Genomic DNA, 24,898 nt, shown 5'->3' with positions numbered 1-24,898 from the left:
AAGGAGCAATCCTTTTGCGATCTCTTTTTTTATGCCATGTTATCAGATAGTTTGTTGATTCCCGCTACCCGCCATTACTTACCTTTTTATAGTATCATACAATTCGCTGCCAACGTACAATACTCAGATGTCTTATTTACTTTCGCCAATCATTTTAGTGAAACGACATATGAAAACATTAGTAATCATTATCCATCCCGATATCGCCAGTTCAGTTATCAATAAGCGATGGATAGAAGAATTAAATAAGTACCCTGACACCTATCATATCCATCAATTACATAGCATTTATCCCGATGAGAAAATTGATGTACTGGCAGAGCAAGCACTGATAGAACAATACAGCGAGATTGTATTTCAATTTCCTTATTACTGGTTCAACTGTCCGCCTTTCTTCAAGAAATGGTTGGACGATGTTCTTACTTATGGCTGGGCTTATGGAAGCAATAGCGAATACAAAGTGGAAGGGAAGAAAATCGCTTTGGCGATGTCCGTTGGGGTAGATGAAGAAGAATATAGCACCACAGGTAAATACAAGTACACCATGGAAGAACTCACGCGACCTTTTGAGCTCACCTTTGAATACATAAAAGCCGATTACAGGCCATTCTTTGCATACTATGGCATTGAACGGAATGCTGATAAAGAATGGATAGAGAAAAGTGTGCCCCTGTACATTGATTTTCTGAATAACCTCTGACAGATTTTCTCGCTGCCCCGATGGGGCAGCGGGAATCCCTCTGAAGTGTTGCAGGACCGCAGGTCCTGCAACACTTCAGAAAAATAAAATACTATTCAAATATCGCCACCACTCTCGCTGGTGCGGCACTAGCGCCCTTAATCTTCAATGGAAACACACTTACCTTAAACCCAGACGGAGGCAATGCTCCCAGGTTTACCAACTGCTCCATATGACAGTACTCTTTCTGCTGCCCCACCAAGTGCGCTTGCCAGAAATAGTCCTTTTTTCCCAGTTTTTTGGCATTTTGCGCCATATATTTTAACGGGAGATCAAATCCCCATTGGTCAATACCCATCACCTTCACTCCCTGATCAATCAGCCAGTGCGTGGCCGCCGCACTCATGCCAGTGCCGCGCATAGGATAGTCTTTCGTGCCTATATATTTATCCCGGCCTGTATGGATCAGCACAATGGTGCCTGGTGTAATCTTTACGCCCGTTTTAGCGATGTCTGCCTGCACATCCTCCAACGTTATCTCCTCAAAATCCTGCTTATGCGTCATGTTTAATACCACACCATCGCCATAACACCATTCCAACGGAATTTCATCTATTGTTTTGGCTGGCTTTCCATCAACAGTGGGCCCGTAATGCCAAGGTGCATCTATGTGCGTAGCGGCATGTACGCCCATTCCCAGGATCTTGTCGTCTGCCCATCCGGTGAATCCCTCAGGAAACAATCGGGCCGGCAAGCCGAGAAAAAACCTTATCAATCCTTTACTGCTGCGGTGAGGCTTATGCTTGATGCGGATACGCATAAACCAAGGGTCTTGCTTGTTGTAAGCAATGGTTTTGGAGAGATCTACAATTTTCATAGGAGAAAAATATATCATTTCCCGCAAAGAACGCAAAGGGCAAAGGATTATGTTTTATTGTTTGATTTTGTTTTGATATTATGAGCTCTCAAAGAACTTAACCACCGTTGAATTAAATGGTTATAGTCTCTCCAGTATAGAATACAAGTACTGTAAATTGCTCTTTGCGGTCTTAAACAAACAACAAAACATAATCCTTTGCCCTTTGCGCCTTTGCGAGATAATAAACTTACTGCCGCAGTAAATCCAGTTTATCATCGTTGAAATCCAGCAATGAATTCAACTGGATATTGGCCAGTTTATACCTTGCATCTTGCCGATTATGCGGCTCCGGTACCACCACCGTTACCATACGAGCAGCCTTGGCAGCTGTCATTCCGGTAACAGAATCTTCAAATGCAATGCAATCCAACGGATCGCTACCCAATGCTTTCGCACAGGCCAAATATACTGCGGGATGCGGTTTGCCGTAATCTTCAAACTCTGCAGAGGTCACCGCCTGAAAATAATCGCGGATCTGCAAATGCTCCAAAACGGCATCTATCAAGCGTTTAGGAGAAGACGATGCCAAACCAATCTTGAAATTACGCTCCTGGAAAAACTGTAAAATATAGTGCAGGCCCTCCATAGAGTGACCATCCGCTATTATTTTGGAAGTAACACTGTCAATAATTTCTTCTGTTACCTGTTCTGGACTCTTCGTATTCCATTTGAAGTAATTATGCCAATAACTCACCACTTCCTTTGTCCGAAGCCCGGTGGTTTTATGTGTCAATTCAGGGGATAATTGTACGCCCACTGTGCTGAATACCTCCCGCATGGCTAATCCCCAGAGTGGTTCTGAGTCTACCAGCAGGCCATCCATATCAAATATTACCGTGTTGATCATATTGCCGATTTGCGCCGCAAAGTTATCACTTTTATTTTCAACCGCTGGTTTACCCATAACAATAAGTTATCACCCATAATAATAGGTTATACCTTCCATAGCTTTCTCATGCGGCATAATTGCAGATGAGTTTCATGTAATCCATACGGGTAAAGGATTTGCAGATAACGGTCTTGTCCATATGCTGCTATAATCCATTTTAGCCCCTCCTGAATTTTGAATTTTATCTAATCAAGGCCCCCAATTTTTATGAAAAAAAGTTTTGGAATAATAGGGACGTCTTATATCTTTGTATTACTCTACTAAAATTATAGGGAATATGGGTAATGGACAAAAGATGATGTTTATCGCGTGTTGTTGTATGTCAATGACCCAGGAGGCGTGTGCGTTATGATATAGTTGATTATCAATCTGATTATAACATACTACAGCCTCCGGAACAATCAACCGGGGGCTTTTTTATTGAAGCAGTAGAGCCCTGAAAGAAATAAAATCTGCTATCTGCCACCAGAAAATATTTTATATGCAAAGCTTCAGAACAGAACTCGAAAATCCCATCGTAGAACGCGATATCATTGAGTTGGAGAAGAAAATCCGCGCTTTCCGTGAAGGTAGTATCCCGGAAGAAAAGTTCCGTAGTCTGCGCCTGGCACGCGGCGTATACGGCCAGCGCCAGCAAGGGGTACAAATGGTGCGCATCAAGCTGCCATATGGGAAAATGACCCTGCAGCAATGGCATCGTATCACTGAAATCTCCGATGAATATTCTACCGGTAATCTCCACCTGACTACCCGTCAAGATATCCAAATTCACTTCGTGAGCCTGGACAGAACACCTGAACTCTGGTCTAAACTGGAACTGGATGATATCACCATCAGGGAAGCCTGCGGTAATACCGTTCGTAATATCACGGCTTCTGATCGTGCTGGCATCGACCCGGATGAACCATTCGATGTAACGCCATATGCTGATGCTGCTTTCCGCTATTTTCTCCGTAACCCTATCTGTCAGGATATGGGCCGTAAAATAAAAATCGCTTTCTCTTCTAGTGATAAAGACTCTGCTTGGGCTTTCATGCACGATTTCGGCATGATTCCTAAAGTGAAGGAAGTAAACGGTAAAACAGTACGTGGCTTCAAAGTACTGGTAGGTGGCGGATTGGGCGCACAACCTTTCCTCGCAAAACCTGCTTTCGAGTTCCTGGAAGAAGATCTCCTGATCCCATACATCGAAAATGTATTACGCGTATTTGATCGCTACGGAGAAAGGGCCAGTCGCCATAAAGCGAGAATGAAATTTCTCGTGCAGAAACTCGGCTGGGATGAATTTGACAGATTGGTAAAAGAAGAATATAAAGCGGTTAAAAACAAATCTATAAAAGTGGATTATGAGGGCTACCAGAACACGGTTCCCCCTGTAACAGACGCTGTTCCAGCCTTCACTATCCGCGATCAGCAACAATATGAAACCTGGAAAGCAACGAACGTATTTGAACAGAAACAAAAAGGATACTTCGCTGCCTATGTAAAAGTAACATTGGGAAATATCTCTTCTGTTACCAGCCGCAAACTGATTGAGGCCCTGCGCCCTGTGATCGCGGATGATGTACGCGTAACTGCCAACCAAGGCTTGCTGCTGAAATACATCCTGCCAGAACACTTGCCATATGTGTACAGTGTACTGGACGCGGAAGGCTTTGCTGCACCGGGTTTCGACAGTATCGCCGATATCACTGCTTGCCCTGGTACCGACACCTGTAACCTGGCTATCTCCAGCAGTACAGGTATTGCCGAAGCACTGGAAAACGTGATTGCTGCTGAATTCCCAGACCTCGTTCATAATAAGGATATCAAAATAAAAATCAGCGGCTGTATGAATTCCTGCGGCCAGCATGGAATTGCCAGCATTGGTTTTCATGGTAGCTCACTGAAAAGTGGCGGTAAAGTACTACCTGCGCTGCAAGTATTGCTGGGCGGTGGTATCGTAGGGGATGGAGAAGGTCGTGTAGCCGACAAAGTAATTAAAGTACCTAGTCGCCGTGGACCAGATGTACTCCGCGCACTGCTGCATAATTATGAAATCAATGCGCTGCCTGAAGAAAAATTCAATCAATACTACGATCGCCAAGGAGAGAAATATTTCTATGAACTGTTGAAGCCATTGGCAGATCTGACCAGCCTTTCTGATGATGCATTCGTCGACTGGGGTCAGGCACAACAATTTGCTACTGCGATTGGCGTAGGAGAGTGTGCCGGCGTAGTAATTGACCTGGTGGCAACCCTCTTACTGGAAGCAGAAGAAAAACTGGAACTCGGTGCTGCTGCACTGGTACAAGGTGCTTATGCGGATGGTATCTATCATGCTTACTCTGTGTTTGTACAGGGAGCTAAGGCGCTGCTGCTGGGTGAAGGAATTGCTTGTAATACACAAACCGGTGTGATCAACGATTTTGATAAAAACTTTGTGGCTACCGGTTTATTCAACTTTGAAAAAGATTTCAGATCGCTGGTATTACAGATTAACGAGAACGAGCCTACGGAAACTTTCGCAGGCACTTATTTCAAACAAGCGGAAGAATTTTATGCGAAAGCGCAGGCTTATCGTATCCAGAAAGCCGCTACTGTGCAGGCTTAACCACTGCCGTGTACAGTAACCACTATTATTTATCTTTCTAAAACTTAACAACATGCAGCATATACAACCGAAACTCACCCTCGTAGGCGCCGGTCCCGGTGATCCGGAACTGATTACGGTAAAGGGCCTGAAGGCTATTCAAAATGCCAAGGTGATTCTTTACGATGCGCTGTCGAACAATGAACTCCTGGAACATGCGCCCGCCGACTGCCTGTGCAGATTTGTAGGGAAGAGAGCTGGTATGCATGTCTATCCACAGGAAGAGATCAACCGCATGATTGTTAAGTATGCACTCACTTATGGTAGTGTAGTAAGATTGAAAGGGGGTGATTCCTTTGTTTTCGGCAGAGGCTCTGAAGAAATTGCATTTGCACAACAATTTGGTATTGCTACGGAAGTGATACCAGGTATCACGAGTGCGATCGCGGTACCGGGAATGAATCAGATTCCCGTTACCGCCAGAAATGTAAGTGAAGGCTTTTGGGTAATCACTGGAAATACAAAGGCCGGCAGCCTTTCCCGCGATTTGCAACATGCAGTGGCCGCCAATACAACGGTAGTAATTCTCATGGGCATGGGGAAACTGCAAGAAATAGCAGGTATCTACGAGGCTAGCGGCAAAGGCGATACGCCTGCTGCGATTATCCAGAATGGCACGCTGCCTAATCAACAGATTGGTGTAGGTAAGGCGGCCGACCTGGCAAAAATTGCTGAAATACATCAGTTACATAACCCTGCCATTATTGTGGTAGGAGAAGTGGTTCGCTTCCATGAAGCGTTCCAAGCCCTGCAAACCAGGGTTGCAGAAGGACTCAAAATTGCTGTATAATGGAAAATCAGTTGTTTCCCGTATTCTTTAAGTTACATCGCCTACACGTTTTGGTGGTGGGTGGCGGTAATGTAGGAATGGAAAAGGTAAATGCCATGCTGCAAAACAGCCCGGAAGCAACGATTACGGTGGTGTCGCTTTCTTTTTTGCCGGAGCTGCAAGCACTGGCAAAGCACTATGCAAATGTTACCCTCATTCTGAAACCTTTTTCTTGTGGAGATCTGCTGGGGAAAGACCTGGTGATTGCTGCCACCAATAATAGAGAACTAAATCAATGTGTTTGGGAAAAGGCCAAGGGAAGCAAAGTCCTGATAAATGTGGCGGATACGCCAGAGTTATGCGATTTCTACCTCGGCTCTGTAGTACAGAAAGGTAACCTGAAGATTGCCATCTCTACGAATGGCAAATCACCTACTGTGGCCAAGCGCCTGAAACAGGTGCTGCAAGAGGCTATTCCAGACAGCCTGGATGATGTCTTACAAAAACTACATATTATACGCGACAAACTAAAAGGAGATTTCGCCGCGAAAGTGAAAAAACTGAATAATATCACCGATGTACTGGTAGATCCGGATACAAAGGAACTTTAATCAATGTTTTTTCGCGAGCACTTCAGCCAATACTTTGGCTTGATTATGTTCTTCATCGTGCGCGCCATATAATAAAGTTACCCGGTGATGTGCCGCTTTTGTGCGGATTTGATCTAACAAATCGGCATGTTCCTTCAGCTCTTTTTCATACCGTTGTTTGAATTCCGGATAGCGCTCCGGTTCATGATTGAACCATTTTCTTAATTCATCCGTGGGCGCTATATCTTTGAGCCACTCGTCTACATGGGCCTTCTCTTTGGAGAGGCCCCGTGGCCACAGACGGTCTACTAAAATCCGATAACCGTCTGTCTCCCTAAATTCTTCATATACGCGTTTGATTTGTATCATATCATTATAACCCCTAATATCAGCAAAATGTTGGCAGATCAGTTGACCGGCCTGATATTCCCCTTTTTGTAATAGTACTCCACTTTAAACTTCCTATCTTTAGCGCTATGGAAGAACAACAGCAAATTATTGATGCAACTGTAGCATATGTGCAACGGGAACTGGCCGAAGCAGAAGGTGGACATGACTGGTGGCATATTTATCGTGTTTGGAATCAGACGAAGCGTATTGCAAAAAGTGAAAATGTAAATATGTTGGTGGTGGAGTTGGGCGCTTTATTACATGATATTGCAGACTCCAAGTTCAATGGTGGCGATGAAGAAATCGGACCTGCAAAAGCGGTTGCTTTTATGCAGCAGCAAGGATTATCGGAAGAGGTGATCAAGCATGTAGAAAACATTGTGAGGTATATTTCCTTCAAAGGTGGCCATAATGAAAATGGATTCTATTCCTTAGAACTGGGTGTGGTGCAGGATGCAGACCGATTGGATGCCATTGGTGCTATTGGTATTGCGAGGGCGTTCAATTATGGTGGTTTTAAAAACAGGATGATATATGATCCGAATATTTCACCTGTGATGCAACGTAGCAAAGAAGATTATAAACACAATAATGCGCCTACCATCAATCATTTCTACGAAAAGTTATTATTGCTGCGCGATAAGATGAATACTGAAACCGGTAAGCAACTCGCGGCACAGCGGCATCAGTTTATGGAGCAGTATCTGGAGCAATTTTATGCGGAGTGGGAGGGAATGTAGGGAGACGAAAGTCGCTCTGCATTCGTTACTTGCACAATTTTCACAAGTAATTTGCAAGCAACCTGCTGCGGGAGGAGTTACCGCGCGCAGCGCGGAACTCCACAAGTCTGTATTAAAAAAATAAGAAAATGGAATGACGTCTTTGACGTCATTCCATTTTCTTATTTTTTTGTTGCCCCTGCCCAGCGGGCAGGGGCAACAGGCAGTAAATTTCAGCTTTTATTATATATTAAAGAGTGCTTTCAGTTCATCCGCATCTTCTGGCTTCATTCTTCCACCGAGGATAAGTCTGAGCTGTCTACGACGCAGCGCGCCCTCATATAATCTTTTTTCTTCTTCTGTATCCACGGTGATAGGAGGAACAGGTCTGGAGTTACCGTTAGGGTCCAGTGCTACAAATGTCATGAATGCTTCATTTGATTTATAGCGATATTGCTGTACAGGATCTTCACCCCATACGCGCATATGTACTTCCATGGAAGTATTGAATGCCCGGCTCACTTTCGCTTCAATATGTACCACATTTCCCAGTTTGATGGGATTTTCGAAAGAGATATTATCTACCGAGGCGGTAACCACGGGAGCAGAGCAATGTTTCATGCATGATAGCGCTGCGGCAATATCCATCCAGTACATCAGTCGTCCTCCCATCAGATTACCAAAAGTATTGGTATCATTTGGTAACACGAGTTCTGTCATCTGAATCAGGGAGTCCTGCGCTCTTTTAGGCGTTAATGTCATTATTTATGTATTTCGGACGCAAATTTACGATATCTGATCGATAGGGGAGATGCATTAAAAAAGATAGTATTTTGTTAAAGGTCGAAATTTGGAATTTGTCTATCGTAAGATGATAAACAGTTATGATATTCCAATGTTTTAGGGAGATTTTTTGAATGATACGTGTTTGCAGTGCGTATAATTTTTATGATTTTCAAAATCTGATGGAATCCGCTGCCAGCAGGGGTTGACAGGGGCCGATTCCAGGGGATTTTTTTGCTTGTGAATTGTCAAATCCACATAAAAACTTGGGCGCGAAGCAAATTTGTGTAACTTTGCATGACCTTCGGAAGTATTTTACTTGACAGGTATCGCACCAAAAGCAGTCCGGCACTTCCCCCATTATAGGTCAAGTATTCTTAGCAGAATTTTAGTTTTTATGGCAAAATATATCTTCGTAACGGGAGGTGTTACATCTTCTTTGGGTAAAGGAATTATAGCCGCCTCGCTGGCTAAACTATTGCAAGCACGCGGCTTTAGAGTGACTATTCAGAAGTTTGATCCGTATATCAATGTGGATCCGGGAACATTAAACCCATATGAGCACGGGGAATGTTACGTAACCGAAGATGGTGCCGAAACCGATCTCGATCTGGGTCACTACGAGCGTTTCCTGAATACGCCTACCTCTCAGGCCAACAACGTGACCACCGGTCGTATCTATCAAACAGTTATCAACAAGGAAAGAGAAGGTGCTTACCTCGGTAAAACCGTTCAGGTAATCCCGCACATCACAGATGAAATCAAACGTCGGATCCTCCTCCTCGGTAAAGACGGTAAATATGATATCGTGATCACGGAGCTGGGTGGTACCGTGGGTGACATTGAATCCCTGCCTTATATTGAGTCTGTTCGTCAGTTGCAATGGGAACTTGGTGAAGAAGATTGCCTGGTAGTTCACCTGACACTGATTCCTTATCTGCGTGCAGCAAAAGAGCTCAAAACCAAGCCTACACAGCACTCTGTACGTCTGTTGAGCGAATATGGCGTACATCCGGATATCATCGTTTGTCGTACGGAAGAACCAATGTACCGCGATCTGAAAAAGAAAATCGCCCTGTTCTGTAATGTACAGGTAGATGCGGTGATTGAAGCCAACGACGTTCCTACTATCTACGAAGTACCACTGGAAATGATGCGCGAGAAACTGGATGTTTCCGTGCTCAAACGCCTGAACCTGCCAGTTGAAAAAGAACCAGAACTGGTAAAATGGCGCGAATTCCTGGATAAATTGAAATATCCAAAAACAAAAGTAACCATCGGTCTTATCGGTAAATACGTGGAATTACAGGATGCTTACAAATCCATCCTGGAATCCTTTGTACATGCAGGCGCCGTGAATGAATGCAAGGTGATTATTCAAAATATTCACTCCGAACACCTGACTCCTGAAAATGTATGTGAAAAACTGAAAAACCTGGACGGTATCCTGGTAGCCCCAGGCTTCGGTCACCGTGGTATTGAAGGTAAAATCACTGCTATTCAGTATGCCCGCGAAAATAACCTGCCTTTCTTCGGTATCTGCCTCGGTATGCAGATGAGCGTTGTGGAATATGCCCGCAACGTACTCGGTTGGAAAGATGCACACTCCGTGGAAATGAACCCGGATACTGCTCATCCAGTGATCAACCTGATGGAAGAACAGAAGAAAATCACTGCTAAAGGTGGTACCATGCGTCTGGGCGCTTATGGCTGCGAACTGCGTCCGGGCTCCAAAGCAGCGGAAATCTACGGCAGCACTCATATCAGCGAAAGACACCGCCATCGTTATGAATTCAATAACGACTTCCTCCAGCAATTCGAAGAAGCAGGTATGGTGCCTTCCGGTAAAAACCCGGATACTGGCCTCGTAGAAATGATCGAACTGCCAAACCATCCATTCTTCGTAGGTTCTCAGTTCCATCCAGAACTGAAAAGTACCGTAGAAGCGCCAGCACCGCTGTTCGTTTCTTTCGTGAAAGCAGCCAAAACCTATGCAGAAAGCAAAAATGGCAAAGCTGTTCACAACGAGGAAGCAGTTGCTAAATAATTACTGTTGATATATTACTTTTAATAATATAAATATTATTAAAAGTATAGGAAAAGGAAATGATTCCAGCCTGTCGTCCCTGCCCAGCGGGCAGGGACGACGAAAAATATCAAAAAACCAAAAGTGACGTCGCAGACGTCACTTTTGGTTTTTTGATACAGCTTCTTTTTCTTTTAACAATTCTTTAATAAACAATAAAGGGAACAGTATATAACCTTTGGCGGCTTTGCCAGAAAAAGGATTACCTTTGCTGCCTAAATTTTAATTGCATTTCATGGATAGAAATTCGGTTATTGGCTTTTTATTAATGGGCTTGTTGCTGGTAGGATACATTTTCTACAATAACAAACAGCAGCAGAACATTGCCCACGAAAAGGCCATACAAGATTCCATCGCCAATGTGAACAAGCCTAAAACAGTACCTGTAGATACAGTTGCTGCATTGGCTGGTACTCAGCTCGATTCCGCCCATCAGGCCCAAATTTCAGGAGAATATGGTGTATTTGCAGCAGCCGCTGTTGGTACCGAACAAACCAGCGTCCTGGAAAACGATGTAGTAAAAATTACCTTCTCTAATAAAGGTGGTCAGCCAGCGTCTGTACAACTGAAAAAGTTCAAGACCCACGAAGGTCAGCCGCTGATGCTCACTAATAACTCTTTCAACCGTTTATCAGTAGAAGTTCCTGCCAGCGCTACCAAAGTACTGCCAAGTGCGGACCTGTTTTTTACAGCTTCCCAACCACAACAGTCCGGCGATCAGCAGTCTATTTCTTACAGATTGAACGCTGCTGGCGGCGCTTACCTGGAGTTTACCTATGCCCTGAAACCAGGTAGCTATGTGGTAGACTACAATATCCACGCTGTTGGTTTCAATAATATTCTCCCAGGTAATCAGAAAACCCTCGCCCTGCAATGGAACTCTCAGGAAGACAAGCAGGAGCAAGACATGCAGAACGAACGCCTGAACAACCAGGTGCACTACATGACCAACAAGGAGAAACACGATTACTTCACCATTCAGCGTACTCCGCACGAAAAACTGGATAACGAACTGAAATGGATCAGCGTTAAACAACAGTTCTTCAACACTACTTTCATCGCTAAGAAAACTGATTTCGCTAGCGCTGATATCAATACCAAAGTACCTGAAAGTGCTAACATCGTAGGTCAAACTTACACTACACTGCAGATCCCTTACGACCGCTCTGCTGATTTCAATTTCCCAATTGAAATCTACTACGGTCCTAACCACTATAAAACACTGAAATCCTTCGATCTCGGCCTGGAAAAAATCATTCCACTGGGCTCCGGTATCTTTGCTTTCGTGAAATATGTGAACAAATGGCTCATCATCCCTGTGTTTAACTTCCTCAGCGGATTTATCCACAACTATGGCCTGATCATCATTCTGCTCACTATCTTCATCCGTCTGCTCATCGCTCCGTTTACTTATCAGAGCTATGTATCTCAGGCGAAAATGAAAGTGCTGAAACCAGAAATCGAAGAACTGAAAAAGAAATATGGTGATGATCAACAGACTTTCGGTGTAGAACAAATGAAACTCTTCAAGAGCGCAGGTGTAAACCCGCTCGGTGGATGTTTACCAATGTTACTGCAATTGCCGATCTTGGTAGCGATGTATAGCTTCTTCCCATCCAGCATTGAGCTGCGTCAGGAAAGCTTCCTCTGGGCATCCGATCTGTCTACCTACGATTCTATCGCTCACCTGCCATTCAATATCCCATTCTATGGCGATCACGTGAGTCTGTTCACCCTGCTGATGACTGCTACCAGCTTCATGCTTGCGTTCTATAACCGCGGTATGGCTGATCAGAGCAACCCTGCTATGAAGTACATGCCTTATATCATGCCTATCATGTTCCTGGGTATCTTCAACAGAACAGCAGCAGCGTTAACGTTCTACTACTTCCTCTCTAACTTGGTGTCTATCATTCTGCAATTTGTTATTCAGAAATTTGTGATCAACGAAGCAAAAATTCACGCACAAATCCAGGAAAACAAAAAGAAACCAGTGAACAAGTCTAAATGGCAAGGTAAACTGGAAGAGATGCAGAAACGCCAGCAGGAAATGCAGCAGCAACGCAACAAAAAGTAATAGCATCTGAACAATTCAGTCATAAATTTTAGCAGAAGGCTTCCCTCAAAGGAAGCCTTCTGTCGTTTATTAATATACTTGCAGGATAACCAAGGATTTAGTGCAATGAAAAAGGTCTTATTTACCGGATTATGTACAGTCGCTTTATTTATCGGGGCGCAAGCACAGGATACCCTTCCTTCCGCTTCCAGGATTCAGCAAACAGTGAACTATCTGGCATCCGATAAGCTGAAAGGCAGAGGAACAGCAGAAAAAGGCGGAATGAAAGCGAGTCGCTGGGTAGCGAAGGAATTCCGTAAACTTGGCCTCCAACCATTAGTGGAAGGCAGCTATTACCAAAACTTTACATTCGATCGCAACAGCCACAAAGATGTTCCTAGTCGCAATGTGATTGGCTACCTGGATAACGGTGCCGCACGTACGATTATCATCGGTGCGCATTACGATCACCTGGGAACAGCGGGTCTTTTCGATGGTAAATATCCTATTGGGCAGATTCACAACGGTGCAGATGATAATGCTTCCGGCGTAGCAGGATTATTGGAACTGGCTCGTTATTACAGCCAGAATAAAAGTAAAGAACCCTTCAATTTCCTCTTTATTGCATTTGGAGGAGAGGAGCTAGGTTTGCAGGGATCAAAGTATTATACCAGTCATCCTGTAATGCCATTGGAGAACATGCATTTTATGCTGAATATGGATATGATTGGCAGGTATAACCCGGAAAGAGGTATTGGTATTGGCGGCTTCGGTTCTGCGAAAGAGTGGCCGGAAGTATTCCAGGGCGTGCAGCAAGATGGAATTAAATTTTTTACCGATGCCGCTGGAAAAGGCGCGTCTGACCATCATAATTTTTATATGCACCAAGTACCGGTATTATTCTTCCACACCGGAGGGCATGATGATTACCATAAACCAACGGATGATGCTCATAAATTACAGGCAACAGCAGAGGAAAAGATTGTTCGGTTAGAAATACAGTTGATTAATCGGGCGATGACATTCGCCGAATTGCATTATACAGAAGTAAAATAAGAATGATGAGTGCTGCCGTCAGATTGGCGGTGGCACTTTGTTTTATGACTCCGTCACCAATTCCACCTCGTACACAGGACTAAAAAGATATAATCTTTTAGAGGCTACTTCTTCACAACGATAGCGTTTCCTGATTTTCTCTCCTTTTTTGAAGATTCTGCCATCTTTTGTTCTGAATAGTTGATGTAAGGGTACCTGCTCCACAAAAAAATGGTTGTCTTTTTTTCTATCATACCTGCTGAGCACGCGTAACAAATCTTCATCTGCACAAGAGCTAGCAGCAGGATTGAGCATACTTTGTCTCACCGCCAATTCAATATCCGGTGGCAGGTAATTTTTTCCAACAAACCCACTCAGTATAAAAGTAAATTCCGCCTTCCATTCTTTTCCATGTGCTGGCACACGGTTGCCATGTTTATTGAAAGTGGTCAGGTGTGCCAGTTCATGCAGGAGGGTGATGAGAAAGGAATACCTGTTCAGCGATCCGTTGATGCTGATGCGATGGCCTTTCCCAGTTCCATCCGGGTGACGGTAATCTCCGAGGATACTCTTTCTTTCACGGGTAATGGTGAGATGCACCTTAAATATTCGGATGAATTCCATTACCGGTTCGAAGGTACCATCCGGCAGATACGCCGCTAATGCATGTAATGGCGCCTCCTGTTTCATTTACTTTTTCTGTCGGATGAATTTGAACAAGCTGAGTGTTTCAAAAATGGTATAAACCAGGTAGAGGCCAAGCAGGATAAAGATAGTAGCCTTACTGACATGAGGCCTGTAAGTGAAAACATAAGCGCCAATACCCAGCACGCAGATCATTAATTTGCTGAGTGTAGAACCGTAGACAGCTCTTACAAAGGCATTGTTGTTGGCAGTTTGAAGGCCTTTGCGGCTCATCATGTAGGAGAAAAGAGAAACTAGCGCCAGGACCAGGTTGCCGATAAGCAGCACATAAAAGTGTGCGCTGATATCCATCAACCTGGGTTTGCACGCCATTAAAATTCCATTTAAGATGCCGAATACGGCAAATAGTCGAATAAAAAATCTATCGCTCATTACCTGCGGGTGTCTTTAATAATTTGCCACAAAATTATGGCTAAACCGAGTAAAGAAAAAATGACAAGACATACAGGGAAACGCCAGCCAATTTTTTGGTCCAGCTTGTACCCTGCAAATACTGCCAGTCCGAGCGTTGTCATCATCTGAAACGCAAGACCCGCATAACGCATAATAGTGCCTGGTCTGTTATCCTCAGGCTTGTTGCTGTTCGGCTTCTTTTTTGGCTGATTTTCCATTTTTGTGAGCTTCTGCCGGCTTTTCATCCTCCATGTAGCAACGGCCATTGAATTTGGCGGTTGGCTCCATTTCGAAATGATTCGTGTAGACATCTCCTTTTACAAGAGCGTTTCCTTTTAAGAACAGGAGTTCATCTACTTTGATGATTCCAGTCACTTTCCCCATAATGTCGGCACTTTGGCAAATCAAATCTCCGGAAATGTCTCCTTCCGGGCCTACTACTATTTTGGCTTTGGTTGATACCAGACCGTTTACCTGGCCATCAATACGGATATCGCCTTCACATACGATATCGCCCTGAATGGAGGTTCCGCTTCCGATGATGTTGATAGTAGAGGAGGGCAGCATATTCTTGCTGTCACCTTTTGATTTTGAACTGTTATTAAACATAGGTTTTCAGGTTTTTCAAGTTTGAAAGTTAAAACGATGTAAAGTAAAATAATATTTTGAGATTTATTGATTATCTATAATTAATTAATATTCAATAACTTAATCAAAATACCAGGCTGTTGGCTAGTAGGTGCTGCCATCTACTTTGGGCACCTGTATCATCGTTGTATCTAGTTTACCGGTAAACTCGCCGTTGATCACCTGTTTGATATTATTCAGGTATTTATCACGGGCATTTACGGCATTTTCAAGGGAGTCTGCCCGCATTTTGAGATGGATAAATTCTCTGCGCTGCTTCAGATCGCCGTAACCGGGAATATAATAACGTAAGGGCGTGAACACGATAGTAGCTACCGTAATAGCCACCAGCAATACAAAGAGGGTACTCAATGCTATGTATACGCTCATTCTCGACAACTTGAACGAAGTCACCTCATCATAGGTTTCATCGTTCATAATCACCAGACGATACTTATGTTGGAGCTTCTCTAAATTTCTTCTTTTATTTTTATTCCCCTTCCTTGCCATTGCAATTTTTTCGTTTTCAGGCGGCTAAAGTTAATCATATTTGTTTTATTTGTTGTTTCGATTATCAGATATAGGGAGATACCATAAAAAAAATCGGATAGTTTACACATTCTCAAGGTTGATTATCAGCCGATTAAATGATAAATTATTATAAGATTTTCCACATTTTTACAGTATCTTTAAAATATTTTTTTAATCTGGAAGTTATATATATTCAGCCTATACACCCTGGCATCCATGAATTGCAACAAGTTACTATTAAGATATTTTGCTTTACTTTTTTTATTGTGCATGGGAATTCCAGCGGCTTGGGCGCAGATTCAACCGCCCCAAAACCGTAACCAGCAAACGGTGATACGGCCCCAGAACCAGTCACAAAGAAGCAACCCCCAGGGTAACACTACCCAAGGAAAACCGTTGATTCAACTCGGCGCCAATAATAAAGTACAGGACCGACGTACGCCAGCCGAAATCATGCTGGAGAAAAAACGCTGGACCCTCTATCGCGCCTTCTGGCAAAACCTGGCCACCCGCTATAACTACTATTTTCATGCAAGAACAAAACTGAATAAGGTAGTACGCGTTGTCAATCGCCAAGGCCAGGATAACTATAACGTTTTGCTGCCTTTCTATCCTTTTAACATGAAGAATCAAAGCTTCAGCAAAAAGGAACTGGACTCTGTGGTGGAAAAGGCATCTACCGGCATTCAACTACATGACCCAAGAGGTAAATGGATACCTGATTGCTACGTACTCATGGGACGTGCCTACTTCTATGAAGGGGATCTGGATAATGCCAATAAAACCTTCCAATACGTTAACATCGCTTTCGCACCAAAGAATAAAAAGGAATATAAGACGGTGATCGGCTCTGCTGAAAACGATCATATCTCTGTTGCTACCAAAGAAAAAACAAAAGGCATCCTAGCGCCTTTCCGTCATAAAAGAGCCCGCAACGACGCCTTCCTTTGGCGCGCTCGCACCCTCTTGGAACAACATGAATTCGATGAGGTACAGGCTTTACTGAACGTATTACACAACGATCCTAAATTCCCGAAACGCTTAGAAGGCTCCCTCGCTGAAGTGAGGGCCTATAGTAACTATATCCAGGGCCGATACCCTGAAACCATCGAGCCTTTACAAATAGCGATCGATAAAAGCAGGGACAAGGTGGCCAAAGCGAGAATGTCTTTCATCCTCGGACAGCTCCTTGCCATGCAGCATCGCCCAGACTCTGCTATTGAACAGTTCCGCGAGGTGATCCATCAGAAACCAGACCCGATGATGGATTTCCAAGCACGTATCCAGATCGCCAAACTCAATGCCTCCCTGGAAAACGGCGATCCTACTAAAAGTATCGAAGGTCTCCGCCACATGCTCCGCAAAGAAAGATTCCATCCTTACCGAGATGGTATACTGTACACCATGGGTATGTTGTCTTACCCTAAAGATGCGGATGCGGCCATCGCGTACATGCAGAAATCACTCAAAGAACCTAGCAATAACCTGGTACAACGTACCCTCACCTATAAAGGCATTGCGGATATCTACTATGATCAACGCAATTACTTGGAAGCGAAAAAATATTACGATAGCACCGCCGGCGTAATGACCAACGATTTTGCAGATGCAGCAGTGGTAAGAACCCGCAAGAATGTATTGGGAGACGTAGCTGCTAGAGTGGCGCTCATTCATCGAGAAGACAGTCTTCAACGCATCGCTTTAATGCCTGAATCCGACCGTAATATTTATCTCTCTAAACTTGCCGGAACAATTAAAAAAGAGGCAGCGGAGAAAAAGAAAGCCGATGCTAAAAATGCGGCCAACGCTAGCAATTCTTTTGGTAGCAGTCTGGTGGGAAATTCTCCTGGCGCCTACGGGCCGCAAGCGGATGGAAATGGCGACTGGTACTTCTATAACCAGGCGGCAAAATCTGCTGGTTATTCCGAATTCAAACGCAAATGGGGAAATAGGCAACTGGCTGATAACTGGCGTCGAAGCCAAACGGGTGGAAATGCCAATATTGCCAATAATAGCCCGGCCATGCTCAACGCACCCGGAGAACAAGCGCCTAAAGAGGTATCGCCTGATAGCGTAACCGCTGAAAGCCTCGCTCTGGGCCTGCCACTGACCAAAGAAAAATTAGAGACTTCCAAAACTAAATGTGAAGATGCCTGGTTCGAACTAGGTAAACTCTATTACGATAAACTGGAAAATGCGAAACTCGCTATAGAAACGTACGATTCCTTATTGCTCATTTATCCAAACCATCCAAAGAAAGCGGAAGTATTATATTCCCTTTACGTGTGGAATGGAAAGCTGGGAAGGAACGATATCGCAAATCGTTACAAAAACCAAGTACTTAACGAGTACGCACAAACGAATTTTGCAGATTTCATACGTTTTGGCGCGCTGAAAGATATTGATGCCGGTAAAAAGAAAGCGATTAGCCAAGCTTATGACTCTGCCTATACCGCCTTCCGCAATGGTAACTATGATGCGGCTATCGCTATGCGTGCCATGGTGGATTCTGTTTATGGGGTGAATTACCTGCAACCAAAATTTGACCTGCTACAGGCCATGGTGGTAGTAAAAACAGATACCTCTTTCGCTACAGATACCACGATGCGTTCTGTTCGTGCTGTTCAATATGTATTGAATAAATACGCCTCAGACACCGCGGTATATGCCCAGGCCCAGGCCCTGATGGATGTGCTGAGCAAACGCACCGAGTTATATAATTACCTGGCCCAACTGGAAGTGAAGAAAACTAACAATGGAGGTGCCCTCGTGGATGAGAATATTTCTATTCGCTACCCATGGCAAAACCCTCAGCCTTCCCTGACTGATAAGGTAAACACGGCCAAAACCAAAGCTGATAGTATTAAAGTGGCTGCCAATGTAACTACCGCTACACCGGTGCTGAATACAGTAGCTACTACCTCTACTCCAGCGGCAGTGACTCCCCCACCGCCACCATCTAAACCACTGACTCCGTATAAGTTAGACGCAAACAATCCGTTCTTTGTGGTACTCTCTTTCCAGCGCGTATCCAAAGATTTGATGGATGAGGGCCTGAACCAGTTTACCCGTTACAATGCCAGCAAACATGCCAATGATAAAATCGAAGTAGGTAGTTTTGTGCTCACACCAAATGATATCATGTTAATATTCAGGCTGTTCCCTAACGAGGACAAGGCACTGGAATACTTCGATGAAATTCGTGATGCGGCCTCTGCCAATATTATCCCACGTATCAAGCCGGCGGATTATTCCATGTTCGTGATTTCGCGAGATAACTTTATCTTGCTGAATAGCACAAAGGACCTGGAAGGATACCGTAAATTCTTTACTGATAATTATGTAACACAGTAACAGTACGAAAATCCTGAAAAATTCCATTAGCTTTGTCGGTCATACTTTAGGTAAGTTTAGCCATTTAACAAATCAGAAAAACGCATGAAAAAATCGGTGAAAATATTGTGGGGAGTGGCTTTTGGGATTTTAGCATTATTCGTTGTCCTTATATTGCTCATTAACTTCCGTATCATCGGCAATATGCCATCTATGGAAGAATTGGAGAATCCTCGCGCAGCCCTGGCCTCCGAAGTAATAGCCGATGATGGTACCATATTAGGTAAATATTATCAGGTAGACCGCTCTAGTAGCGACTATAACGAGATATCTCAAAATGTTATTAATGCATTGATAGCCACCGAGGAAAGTCGGTTTTACGAAAACTCCGGTATCGATGCCAAAGGTACTTTTGCCATTCCTTTTTACCTCTTAATCGGTAAAAAACGTGGTTCCAGTACCATCACACAACAGTTGGCACTCAATCTCCAGGCAGATGTGCTGGGCAAACAAAGGGCTTCCAATCCTATTTCCCGCGGCTTCCAGAAGCTACAGGAATGGATTATTGCTATCAAGTTGGAAAGAAATTTCACTAAAAAGGAAATTTTAACACTTTATTTAAACACGGTTGCTTTCGGAGATAACGTATACGGTATCGAAAACGGGGCGCGTACTTTCTTCAGTAAAGATGCAGGGCATCTTTCTATCGAGGAGGCAGCGATCCTGGTGGGTATGCTCAAAGGAAACACCCTTTACAATCCACGTCGTAACCCGCAAATGGCACTGGGACGCAGAAATACGGTGATCGACAACATGGTGGATAGTAAATTCATCACGCCGGCCGAAGCCGCGTCTGCCAAAAGCAAACCTATTGTACTCCACTACAATAAAATTGATCACAACAAAGGTCTCGCTCCCTATTTCCGCGAAGTACTGCGGGATGAGCTGAAATCGTGGTGTTCCAATCATAAAAAAGCAGATGGTTCTACCTATAATATCTACCGTGATGGTCTGAAAATCTATACGACCATCAACCCTCGCATGCAACTGTATGCAGAAGAAGCGGTACGCCACCACCTGATGACGCTCCAGAAATCATTGTTTGCGCAAAACAATATCAAATCTGGTAGCGTATGGAAAAACTGGCAGAAAGAACTGAATAAATTCATGCAGGAATCGGATCGCTACCAACAAATGAAAGATGATGGCGCAGATGATTCTACTATTGCCCGTGTTTTCAACACGCCGGTGAAAATGAAAGTATTCGGTTGGAAAAGCTTTACAGAACCAGATATGAATGATATCGACACCGTGATGACGCCGATGGACTCCATCCGTTATACACGCGCTATCTTGCAGGCTGGTTTCATGGCCATGGACCCTGAAAGCGGTGAAGTGAAAGCATGGGTAGGTGGTCCGGATTTCCGCTACTTCAAAAACGATCACGTTTCGAAAACGCGCCGTCAGGTTGGTTCTACATTTAAACCATTCCTGTATTGCTTTGCCATTATGAACGGATTTTCTCCACTCACGATGCTGCCAAATGAACCGATCAGCATCGATGGTTGGACCCCCCATAACTCCGAAGGGAGCACCGGTGGTTCTATCACCATGGCAGGCGCACTGGCTAAATCCCTCAACTTAGTAGCCGCTTACCTGATTAAGCAACTGGGCGCTAAAAACTTCGCTGATTTCGCTAAGAATAAAGTAGGCTTTACACCTAAAATTGATCCGTATCCTTCTATCGCGCTGGGTGCTGTGGATCTCTCCCTGTATGAAATGCTCCAGGGATATACGATGTTCCCGGCCAGAGGTATCAATACAAAACCTATTTATATTACGCGTATTGAAGATAGATATGGCAATATCCTGGAAACCTTCGCGCCAGTAAAACGTGAGGTGATCAGCGAGCATGATTCTTATACTATGGTGAAAATGATGGAAGGTGTGACTGGGCCTGGCGGAACCGCTGCCCGTCTGCGTTCCCGCTATAATATCCAAGGTGAAGTGGCTGGTAAAACCGGTACCACCAACGATAATACTGATGGTTGGTTTATTGGTTATACACCAAAAATCCTGGCTGGTGCCTGGGTAGGTTGTGAGAACAATTATCTCCACTTCAGTACTACCGCTATGGGTCAAGGTGCTAATACCGGTTTGCCTATCTGGGCTTACTTCATGCAGAAAGTTTATGCAGATCCAACGCTGAAAGTATCTTCCAGCGATAAATTCATCATGCCAGCAAGTATGGCAAATGAATCTTTCTCAGACTTTAACTCCAATGTACAACCAGGTGCGGAAGCAGAGAATTCCGGAAATGGCTCTGAACAGGATTATATCGACTCTTCAGGTTATGGTGACGAACCAGCTAATCCAGGAGGAGAAAAACCTAAGAAGGAAGAAATTAAAGAGAAGAAAGAAGAAAAGCCTGCGCAGCCACAGCCTAAAGCAGTGATGCCTAAAAAAGATCAACAATAAAACAGCATATTTAAGTAGACAGCCCGCCGATTTACCGGCGGGCTGTTTCTTTTATTGGGCGTTGGTAATCATTCCTTTTGGATAGGTAATCGCGTATTTCAATACCCGTTTTTGCTCTGTAGCCGGAGGTATGGTGAGATGCCAACTCAACATCCTGGTATCTTCCTCCAATATGGCATCTCCGTATTCCACTCTAGAAACCTCCATCTCCGAAGATGTTTTAATCGGTAACTGATCCTGTACAATCACATTCACTGGTACGCCTTTGTTGTTGCGTATACTGATTTCCCAGGCTTTAGAGAAAGTAGTTTTACCACCGAGGAATCCTTTCTTGCTCTCATCTTTCTGCATGGTACGGTTTACAATGACTTGTTTATCCTTACCCAGCGATATCTGTAGGGAATCGGCGCCAGATTGCAGGTCCAGTAAGGTTTTACCTATGTAAGTGCCTTCGTAAAAGATACTGGCTTCTCCATCTAGTAAGTTTAGTTGTTCCCAATCTGTAACAGAAGCGGTGAGAAATGCAGATTTCTCCAGTTTAGGAATAGCGTAATACTGGTAAGAGGCTGGTATCTCCAATTCCTTGATGCCTACGCTGTAAGGCTTGCCATCAGGCAGAATAGTGTAAGGAATAGGTATATCAAAGGTAACGGTAGTAGGGGTGAATGCTTCCGGTACATCCAAGCCAGCGTTGAAACTGCGTACTTTTACCGCCTTTTTCTCTGCGCGATAATTACCGTTGAATGCTTGGCGGTCGTCCATGTTACTATCCATCCTTTGGGTATAACCAGTTACTACAACTTCACTCAGTGATTTATTATCGGACCTGAGTACAAAGTGCATGTTACGGCTGGCAAGCATTTCTTCAGGGGTATACCCAAGAGAAGTAGCCCGAATGGTATTGTTTCCTGGTGGTTGTTGTAAACGGAATTTTCCTTGTGCATCTGACAACACTCCAATGGTTCTGCCTTTGATAATAAGGGTAACACCTGGCAGCGGGCTGTTATTTTCATCTGTAACAACGCCGGTAATTTCAGAAGGGGCGGTCTGGCCTACACTTGCGATGTCTGCATTGCGCTCAGAAATGGAATTGTAACTGCGCAGATACCAAGGCATGAGTGTTGGTTTTGTGCTGCTTTCTTCCGGAGAGCCTGAACTGAGGCTCAATTTCACGTTCTTCCAATCTTCCCCGCATTGTTGAAATACATTGGCTTTGTACACCAAGTTCACCGGATGATTGATGTCTTTCACACGAATATCGTAGGAGGGAATCCAGCCTGCATTACGCACCATATAGCTCACTGTAATTTTTCCTGTGGTAGCGGATTTGGACTGTATATCCAGGATAATATCACTTGTAGGGATATTGTCTTTGTTGTTGAGCGCCAGCAGTTGGTGTTCCACCCTATTCAGCTCTAAAGCTGTTTGTTTGGACGACTGCTGGATATCCAGGATTTTAGATAATATTTCGGATAGGCGAGACCGTTGGAGGTCCAGTGACGCTTGGAGGTCTGCTGCTTTCACGCCATTATTGCCAGTAACGGTTTGGTTTTTCAGCAGCATATTTTTCTCCTCCGTATATACTTGCTCGTTATTATTTTCTTTGGCTAGTTGTAATTGTAATTTTTCTCTTTGTTGCTGGAGGGCGGCAATTTCCTCTCTTTTATTCTGCTGACGCAGGATGTTGGATTGGCGGGAAACCGCCAGCAGCGTGAAGTCTCCATCTCCATTTACTTGGATACTCTTTTCTTCCACATCCGGAGAAACTTCAGAAATCACCACTTGGTTAACCCCTGGCGTCAGGGCTATACTGCCACTGCGTGTAACCTGGGCCCCCTTGATAAATACAGTTACTTTACTGATAGTGGTGGCCATAGTCTGTTTTTTAGTTTGGGCAGACACGGAGCCTACGACCATCAGGCAGCCTACGAAGAATAGCGTTCGATTCATGGGTATATTTTTAGGAATGATGTGTTCTTGGTATAGGATTCCATAAATCCGTTAAAATTTTTTTTCCTGCCGTTTATAAATACTAATCACCAGTGAAAAAGAAGCATATTGAATATCATACTGTTTTGCTAGTTTCAGCACTACAAACCACCATTAAAAAGAAAATGATAATGAAGAAAACCATCTTTGCCCTGCTCCTGGCGGGGCTGCTGCCATTGGCATCCATTGCGCAAGACAGTACTCAATTTATCAAGGCCTCCTGGAATGAATTGTTAACCAAGGCTAAAAAAGCAAAGAAGCCCATTTTTGTAGACACTTACTTTGAAGGTTGCCATGCCTGCAAAGACATGGAAGTTCGAGTATTCCCTAGTAAAGATGTAAAACAATACATGCTGGATAATTTTGTGAATACAGGCTTTGATGTGTTTAAAGAAGAATTTGGTAATGATTTATGCGCCAGGTATCTACTGCATGGCTTTCCTACTTACTTAATCATTTCCCCGGAAGGAAAATTGGTCAATGTAGGCATTGGGTACAGTGATGCCAATGTATTCCTGCAGTTCCTAAACGAATCCGTAGCAAAGTATAAAGCAGGTAAGTTCCACAATGGCTTCTCCACTACGATTGTAAAGGAAGGCCCACAATGGTACCAACAGTTTTACAGTAAGAGCAGAGAATTCCCGAAAGACTCTGTACTACAGGATTTCCTAGCCAAGCAAAAGGATAAGAAAGCCGAAATGACGGTTAAAGCCATGGCGCTGTGTCGTAATCTGCCGGCCGACTATAGGACTTATTATCTCGCTAATCGTCAGTCGTACAACGACTTATTTGGCAGTGATGTCAATTATAGCATCCTGAGTAGAATGATGAACAATGATCTTAAGGAACTGCCCGCGAAATATGATGAAGCCGCATTCACCGCATTCATTAACAAGCATGAAAAAGAATATGCAGCAGGAGGAGATTGGGACAAAGTAAAAATGGAATTTGCGATGTCCTATATGGTGCGAAACAATAAAGACGTGAAAGCATTCATTGCATTTGCCATTGCGAACCATGATAAGAATGATAATAATGCACGTATGCTACCATTCTATGGTTATGAAGGGTTGAAAGATCCAGCAGTGGAAGAGCAATATTTAACCTGGGCCAGATCCCTGGTAAATGAAGGATCTTCATTGGAATTATTACAGGCGGTAGGTCACCGTTCCATAGAAAAACATCCAGAAGATGCGAAAAAATATCTCACCTGGGCATTGGCCAAAGCAGAAGTGATGAGTATGACTGATGTCGCAAACAGCCTTCGGGAGAAGCTGAAAAAAATCTAAGCATCC

General features: G+C 44.0%; 21 protein-coding genes. 11 read left to right on the top strand and 10 right to left on the bottom strand.

Annotated features, from left to right (window positions below):
• Positions 1 to 169 precede the first annotated feature (169 nt).
• Positions 170 to 700, top strand: a complete 531-nt coding sequence (locus JO154_RS23040; protein WP_291950306.1) for an NAD(P)H-dependent oxidoreductase — start codon at positions 170 to 172, stop codon at positions 698 to 700.
• 91 nt (positions 701 to 791) lie between these two features.
• On the opposite strand, the gene JO154_RS23035 is transcribed toward JO154_RS23040, so the two are convergent.
• Complete coding sequence (locus tag JO154_RS23035) at positions 792 to 1,556, bottom strand: cyclase family protein (protein WP_291950303.1); 765 nt, start codon at positions 1,554 to 1,556, stop codon at positions 792 to 794.
• Between the two features lie 229 nt (positions 1,557 to 1,785).
• The gene (gene hxpB / locus JO154_RS23030; RefSeq protein ID WP_291950300.1) at positions 1,786 to 2,502 is read right to left on the bottom strand and encodes a hexitol phosphatase HxpB; all 717 of its coding nucleotides are present in this window, start codon (positions 2,500 to 2,502) and stop codon (positions 1,786 to 1,788) included.
• Positions 2,503 to 2,968: 466 nt separating this feature from the next.
• On the opposite strand from hxpB, the gene JO154_RS23025 reads away from it, so the two are divergent.
• From JO154_RS23025 to JO154_RS23015, 3 genes are read left to right on the top strand one after another with little or no spacing between them, the layout of a single operon-like run.
• The gene (locus JO154_RS23025; RefSeq protein WP_291950297.1) at positions 2,969 to 5,080 is read left to right on the top strand and encodes a nitrite reductase; all 2,112 of its coding nucleotides are present in this window, start codon (positions 2,969 to 2,971) and stop codon (positions 5,078 to 5,080) included.
• Positions 5,081 to 5,132: 52 nt separating this feature from the next.
• A complete protein-coding gene (cobA, locus tag JO154_RS23020; protein ID WP_291950294.1) occupies positions 5,133 to 5,909 on the top strand; it encodes a uroporphyrinogen-III C-methyltransferase in 777 nt (258 codons plus the stop codon).
• Positions 5,909 to 6,499 (top strand): bifunctional precorrin-2 dehydrogenase/sirohydrochlorin ferrochelatase, encoded by a 591-nt coding sequence (locus JO154_RS23015; protein ID WP_291950292.1) that lies wholly within the window; start codon positions 5,909 to 5,911, stop codon positions 6,497 to 6,499. The genes cobA and JO154_RS23015 overlap by 1 nt, the downstream gene beginning before the upstream one ends.
• On the opposite strand, the gene JO154_RS23010 is transcribed toward JO154_RS23015, so the two are convergent.
• The gene (locus JO154_RS23010) at positions 6,500 to 6,847 is read right to left on the bottom strand and encodes a DUF488 domain-containing protein (protein WP_291950289.1); all 348 of its coding nucleotides are present in this window, start codon (positions 6,845 to 6,847) and stop codon (positions 6,500 to 6,502) included.
• 107 nt (positions 6,848 to 6,954) lie between these two features.
• On the opposite strand from JO154_RS23010, the gene JO154_RS23005 reads away from it, so the two are divergent.
• Positions 6,955 to 7,608, top strand: coding sequence for an HD domain-containing protein (locus tag JO154_RS23005; RefSeq protein WP_291950285.1), 654 nt, complete (start codon positions 6,955 to 6,957; stop codon positions 7,606 to 7,608).
• A 222-nt stretch (positions 7,609 to 7,830) separates the two neighbouring features.
• Here the strand turns inward: JO154_RS23005 and JO154_RS23000 are convergent, their stop codons facing one another.
• Entirely contained in the window at positions 7,831 to 8,349 is a 519-nt protein-coding gene (locus tag JO154_RS23000) for an acyl-CoA thioesterase (RefSeq protein ID WP_291950282.1), read from the bottom strand.
• 418 nt (positions 8,350 to 8,767) lie between these two features.
• Between JO154_RS23000 and JO154_RS22995 the strand changes: the two genes are divergently transcribed.
• From JO154_RS22995 to JO154_RS22985, 3 genes are all read left to right on the top strand, one after another.
• Complete coding sequence (locus tag JO154_RS22995) at positions 8,768 to 10,417, top strand: CTP synthase (protein WP_291950279.1); 1,650 nt, start codon at positions 8,768 to 8,770, stop codon at positions 10,415 to 10,417.
• 274 nt (positions 10,418 to 10,691) lie between these two features.
• Positions 10,692 to 12,533, top strand: coding sequence for a membrane protein insertase YidC (gene yidC, locus JO154_RS22990; RefSeq protein WP_291950276.1), 1,842 nt, complete (start codon positions 10,692 to 10,694; stop codon positions 12,531 to 12,533).
• A 105-nt stretch (positions 12,534 to 12,638) separates the two neighbouring features.
• Positions 12,639 to 13,568: a M20/M25/M40 family metallo-hydrolase gene (locus tag JO154_RS22985; protein WP_291950273.1), complete on the top strand. Its 930-nt coding sequence runs from the start codon at positions 12,639 to 12,641 to the stop codon at positions 13,566 to 13,568.
• Between the two features lie 42 nt (positions 13,569 to 13,610).
• On the opposite strand, the gene JO154_RS22980 is transcribed toward JO154_RS22985, so the two are convergent.
• From JO154_RS22980 to JO154_RS22965, 5 genes are all read right to left on the bottom strand, one after another.
• Positions 13,611 to 14,237 (bottom strand): SprT-like domain-containing protein, encoded by a 627-nt coding sequence (locus JO154_RS22980; protein WP_291950270.1) that lies wholly within the window; start codon positions 14,235 to 14,237, stop codon positions 13,611 to 13,613.
• On the bottom strand, positions 14,238 to 14,543 hold the full coding sequence (locus JO154_RS22975; RefSeq protein ID WP_291950267.1) for a hypothetical protein: 306 nt from the start codon (positions 14,541 to 14,543) through the stop codon (positions 14,238 to 14,240).
• Between the two features lie 80 nt (positions 14,544 to 14,623).
• A complete protein-coding gene (locus JO154_RS26550) occupies positions 14,624 to 14,797 on the bottom strand; it encodes an AtpZ/AtpI family protein (protein ID WP_366935601.1) in 174 nt (57 codons plus the stop codon).
• A gap of 22 nt (positions 14,798 to 14,819) precedes the next feature.
• Complete coding sequence (locus JO154_RS22970) at positions 14,820 to 15,254, bottom strand: polymer-forming cytoskeletal protein (protein ID WP_291950264.1); 435 nt, start codon at positions 15,252 to 15,254, stop codon at positions 14,820 to 14,822.
• 123 nt (positions 15,255 to 15,377) lie between these two features.
• Positions 15,378 to 15,782 (bottom strand): hypothetical protein, encoded by a 405-nt coding sequence (locus tag JO154_RS22965; RefSeq protein ID WP_291950261.1) that lies wholly within the window; start codon positions 15,780 to 15,782, stop codon positions 15,378 to 15,380.
• Between the two features lie 291 nt (positions 15,783 to 16,073).
• Here JO154_RS22965 and JO154_RS22960 point away from each other — a divergent pair, with 291 nt between their 5' ends.
• Together JO154_RS22960 and JO154_RS22955 are read left to right on the top strand one after the other, a co-directional pair.
• The gene (locus JO154_RS22960; RefSeq protein WP_291950259.1) at positions 16,074 to 19,157 is read left to right on the top strand and encodes a tetratricopeptide repeat protein; all 3,084 of its coding nucleotides are present in this window, start codon (positions 16,074 to 16,076) and stop codon (positions 19,155 to 19,157) included.
• An 84-nt stretch (positions 19,158 to 19,241) separates the two neighbouring features.
• Entirely contained in the window at positions 19,242 to 21,614 is a 2,373-nt protein-coding gene (locus JO154_RS22955) for a transglycosylase domain-containing protein (protein WP_291950256.1), read from the top strand.
• Positions 21,615 to 21,665: 51 nt separating this feature from the next.
• On the opposite strand, the gene JO154_RS22950 is transcribed toward JO154_RS22955, so the two are convergent.
• Positions 21,666 to 23,564, bottom strand: a complete 1,899-nt coding sequence (locus tag JO154_RS22950; RefSeq protein WP_291950253.1) for a DUF4139 domain-containing protein — start codon at positions 23,562 to 23,564, stop codon at positions 21,666 to 21,668.
• A gap of 170 nt (positions 23,565 to 23,734) precedes the next feature.
• Here JO154_RS22950 and JO154_RS22945 point away from each other — a divergent pair, with 170 nt between their 5' ends.
• Complete coding sequence (locus JO154_RS22945) at positions 23,735 to 24,892, top strand: thioredoxin family protein (protein WP_291950250.1); 1,158 nt, start codon at positions 23,735 to 23,737, stop codon at positions 24,890 to 24,892.
• Positions 24,893 to 24,898: the final 6 nt, after the last annotated feature.

The sequence above is a fragment of the Chitinophaga sp. genome, assembly GCF_019236475.1.
GTDB lineage: Bacteria > Bacteroidota > Bacteroidia > Chitinophagales > Chitinophagaceae > Chitinophaga.
The sequence above is the reverse complement of the archived record's forward strand: the minus strand, read 5'-3'. Positions and strand labels throughout refer to the sequence as shown.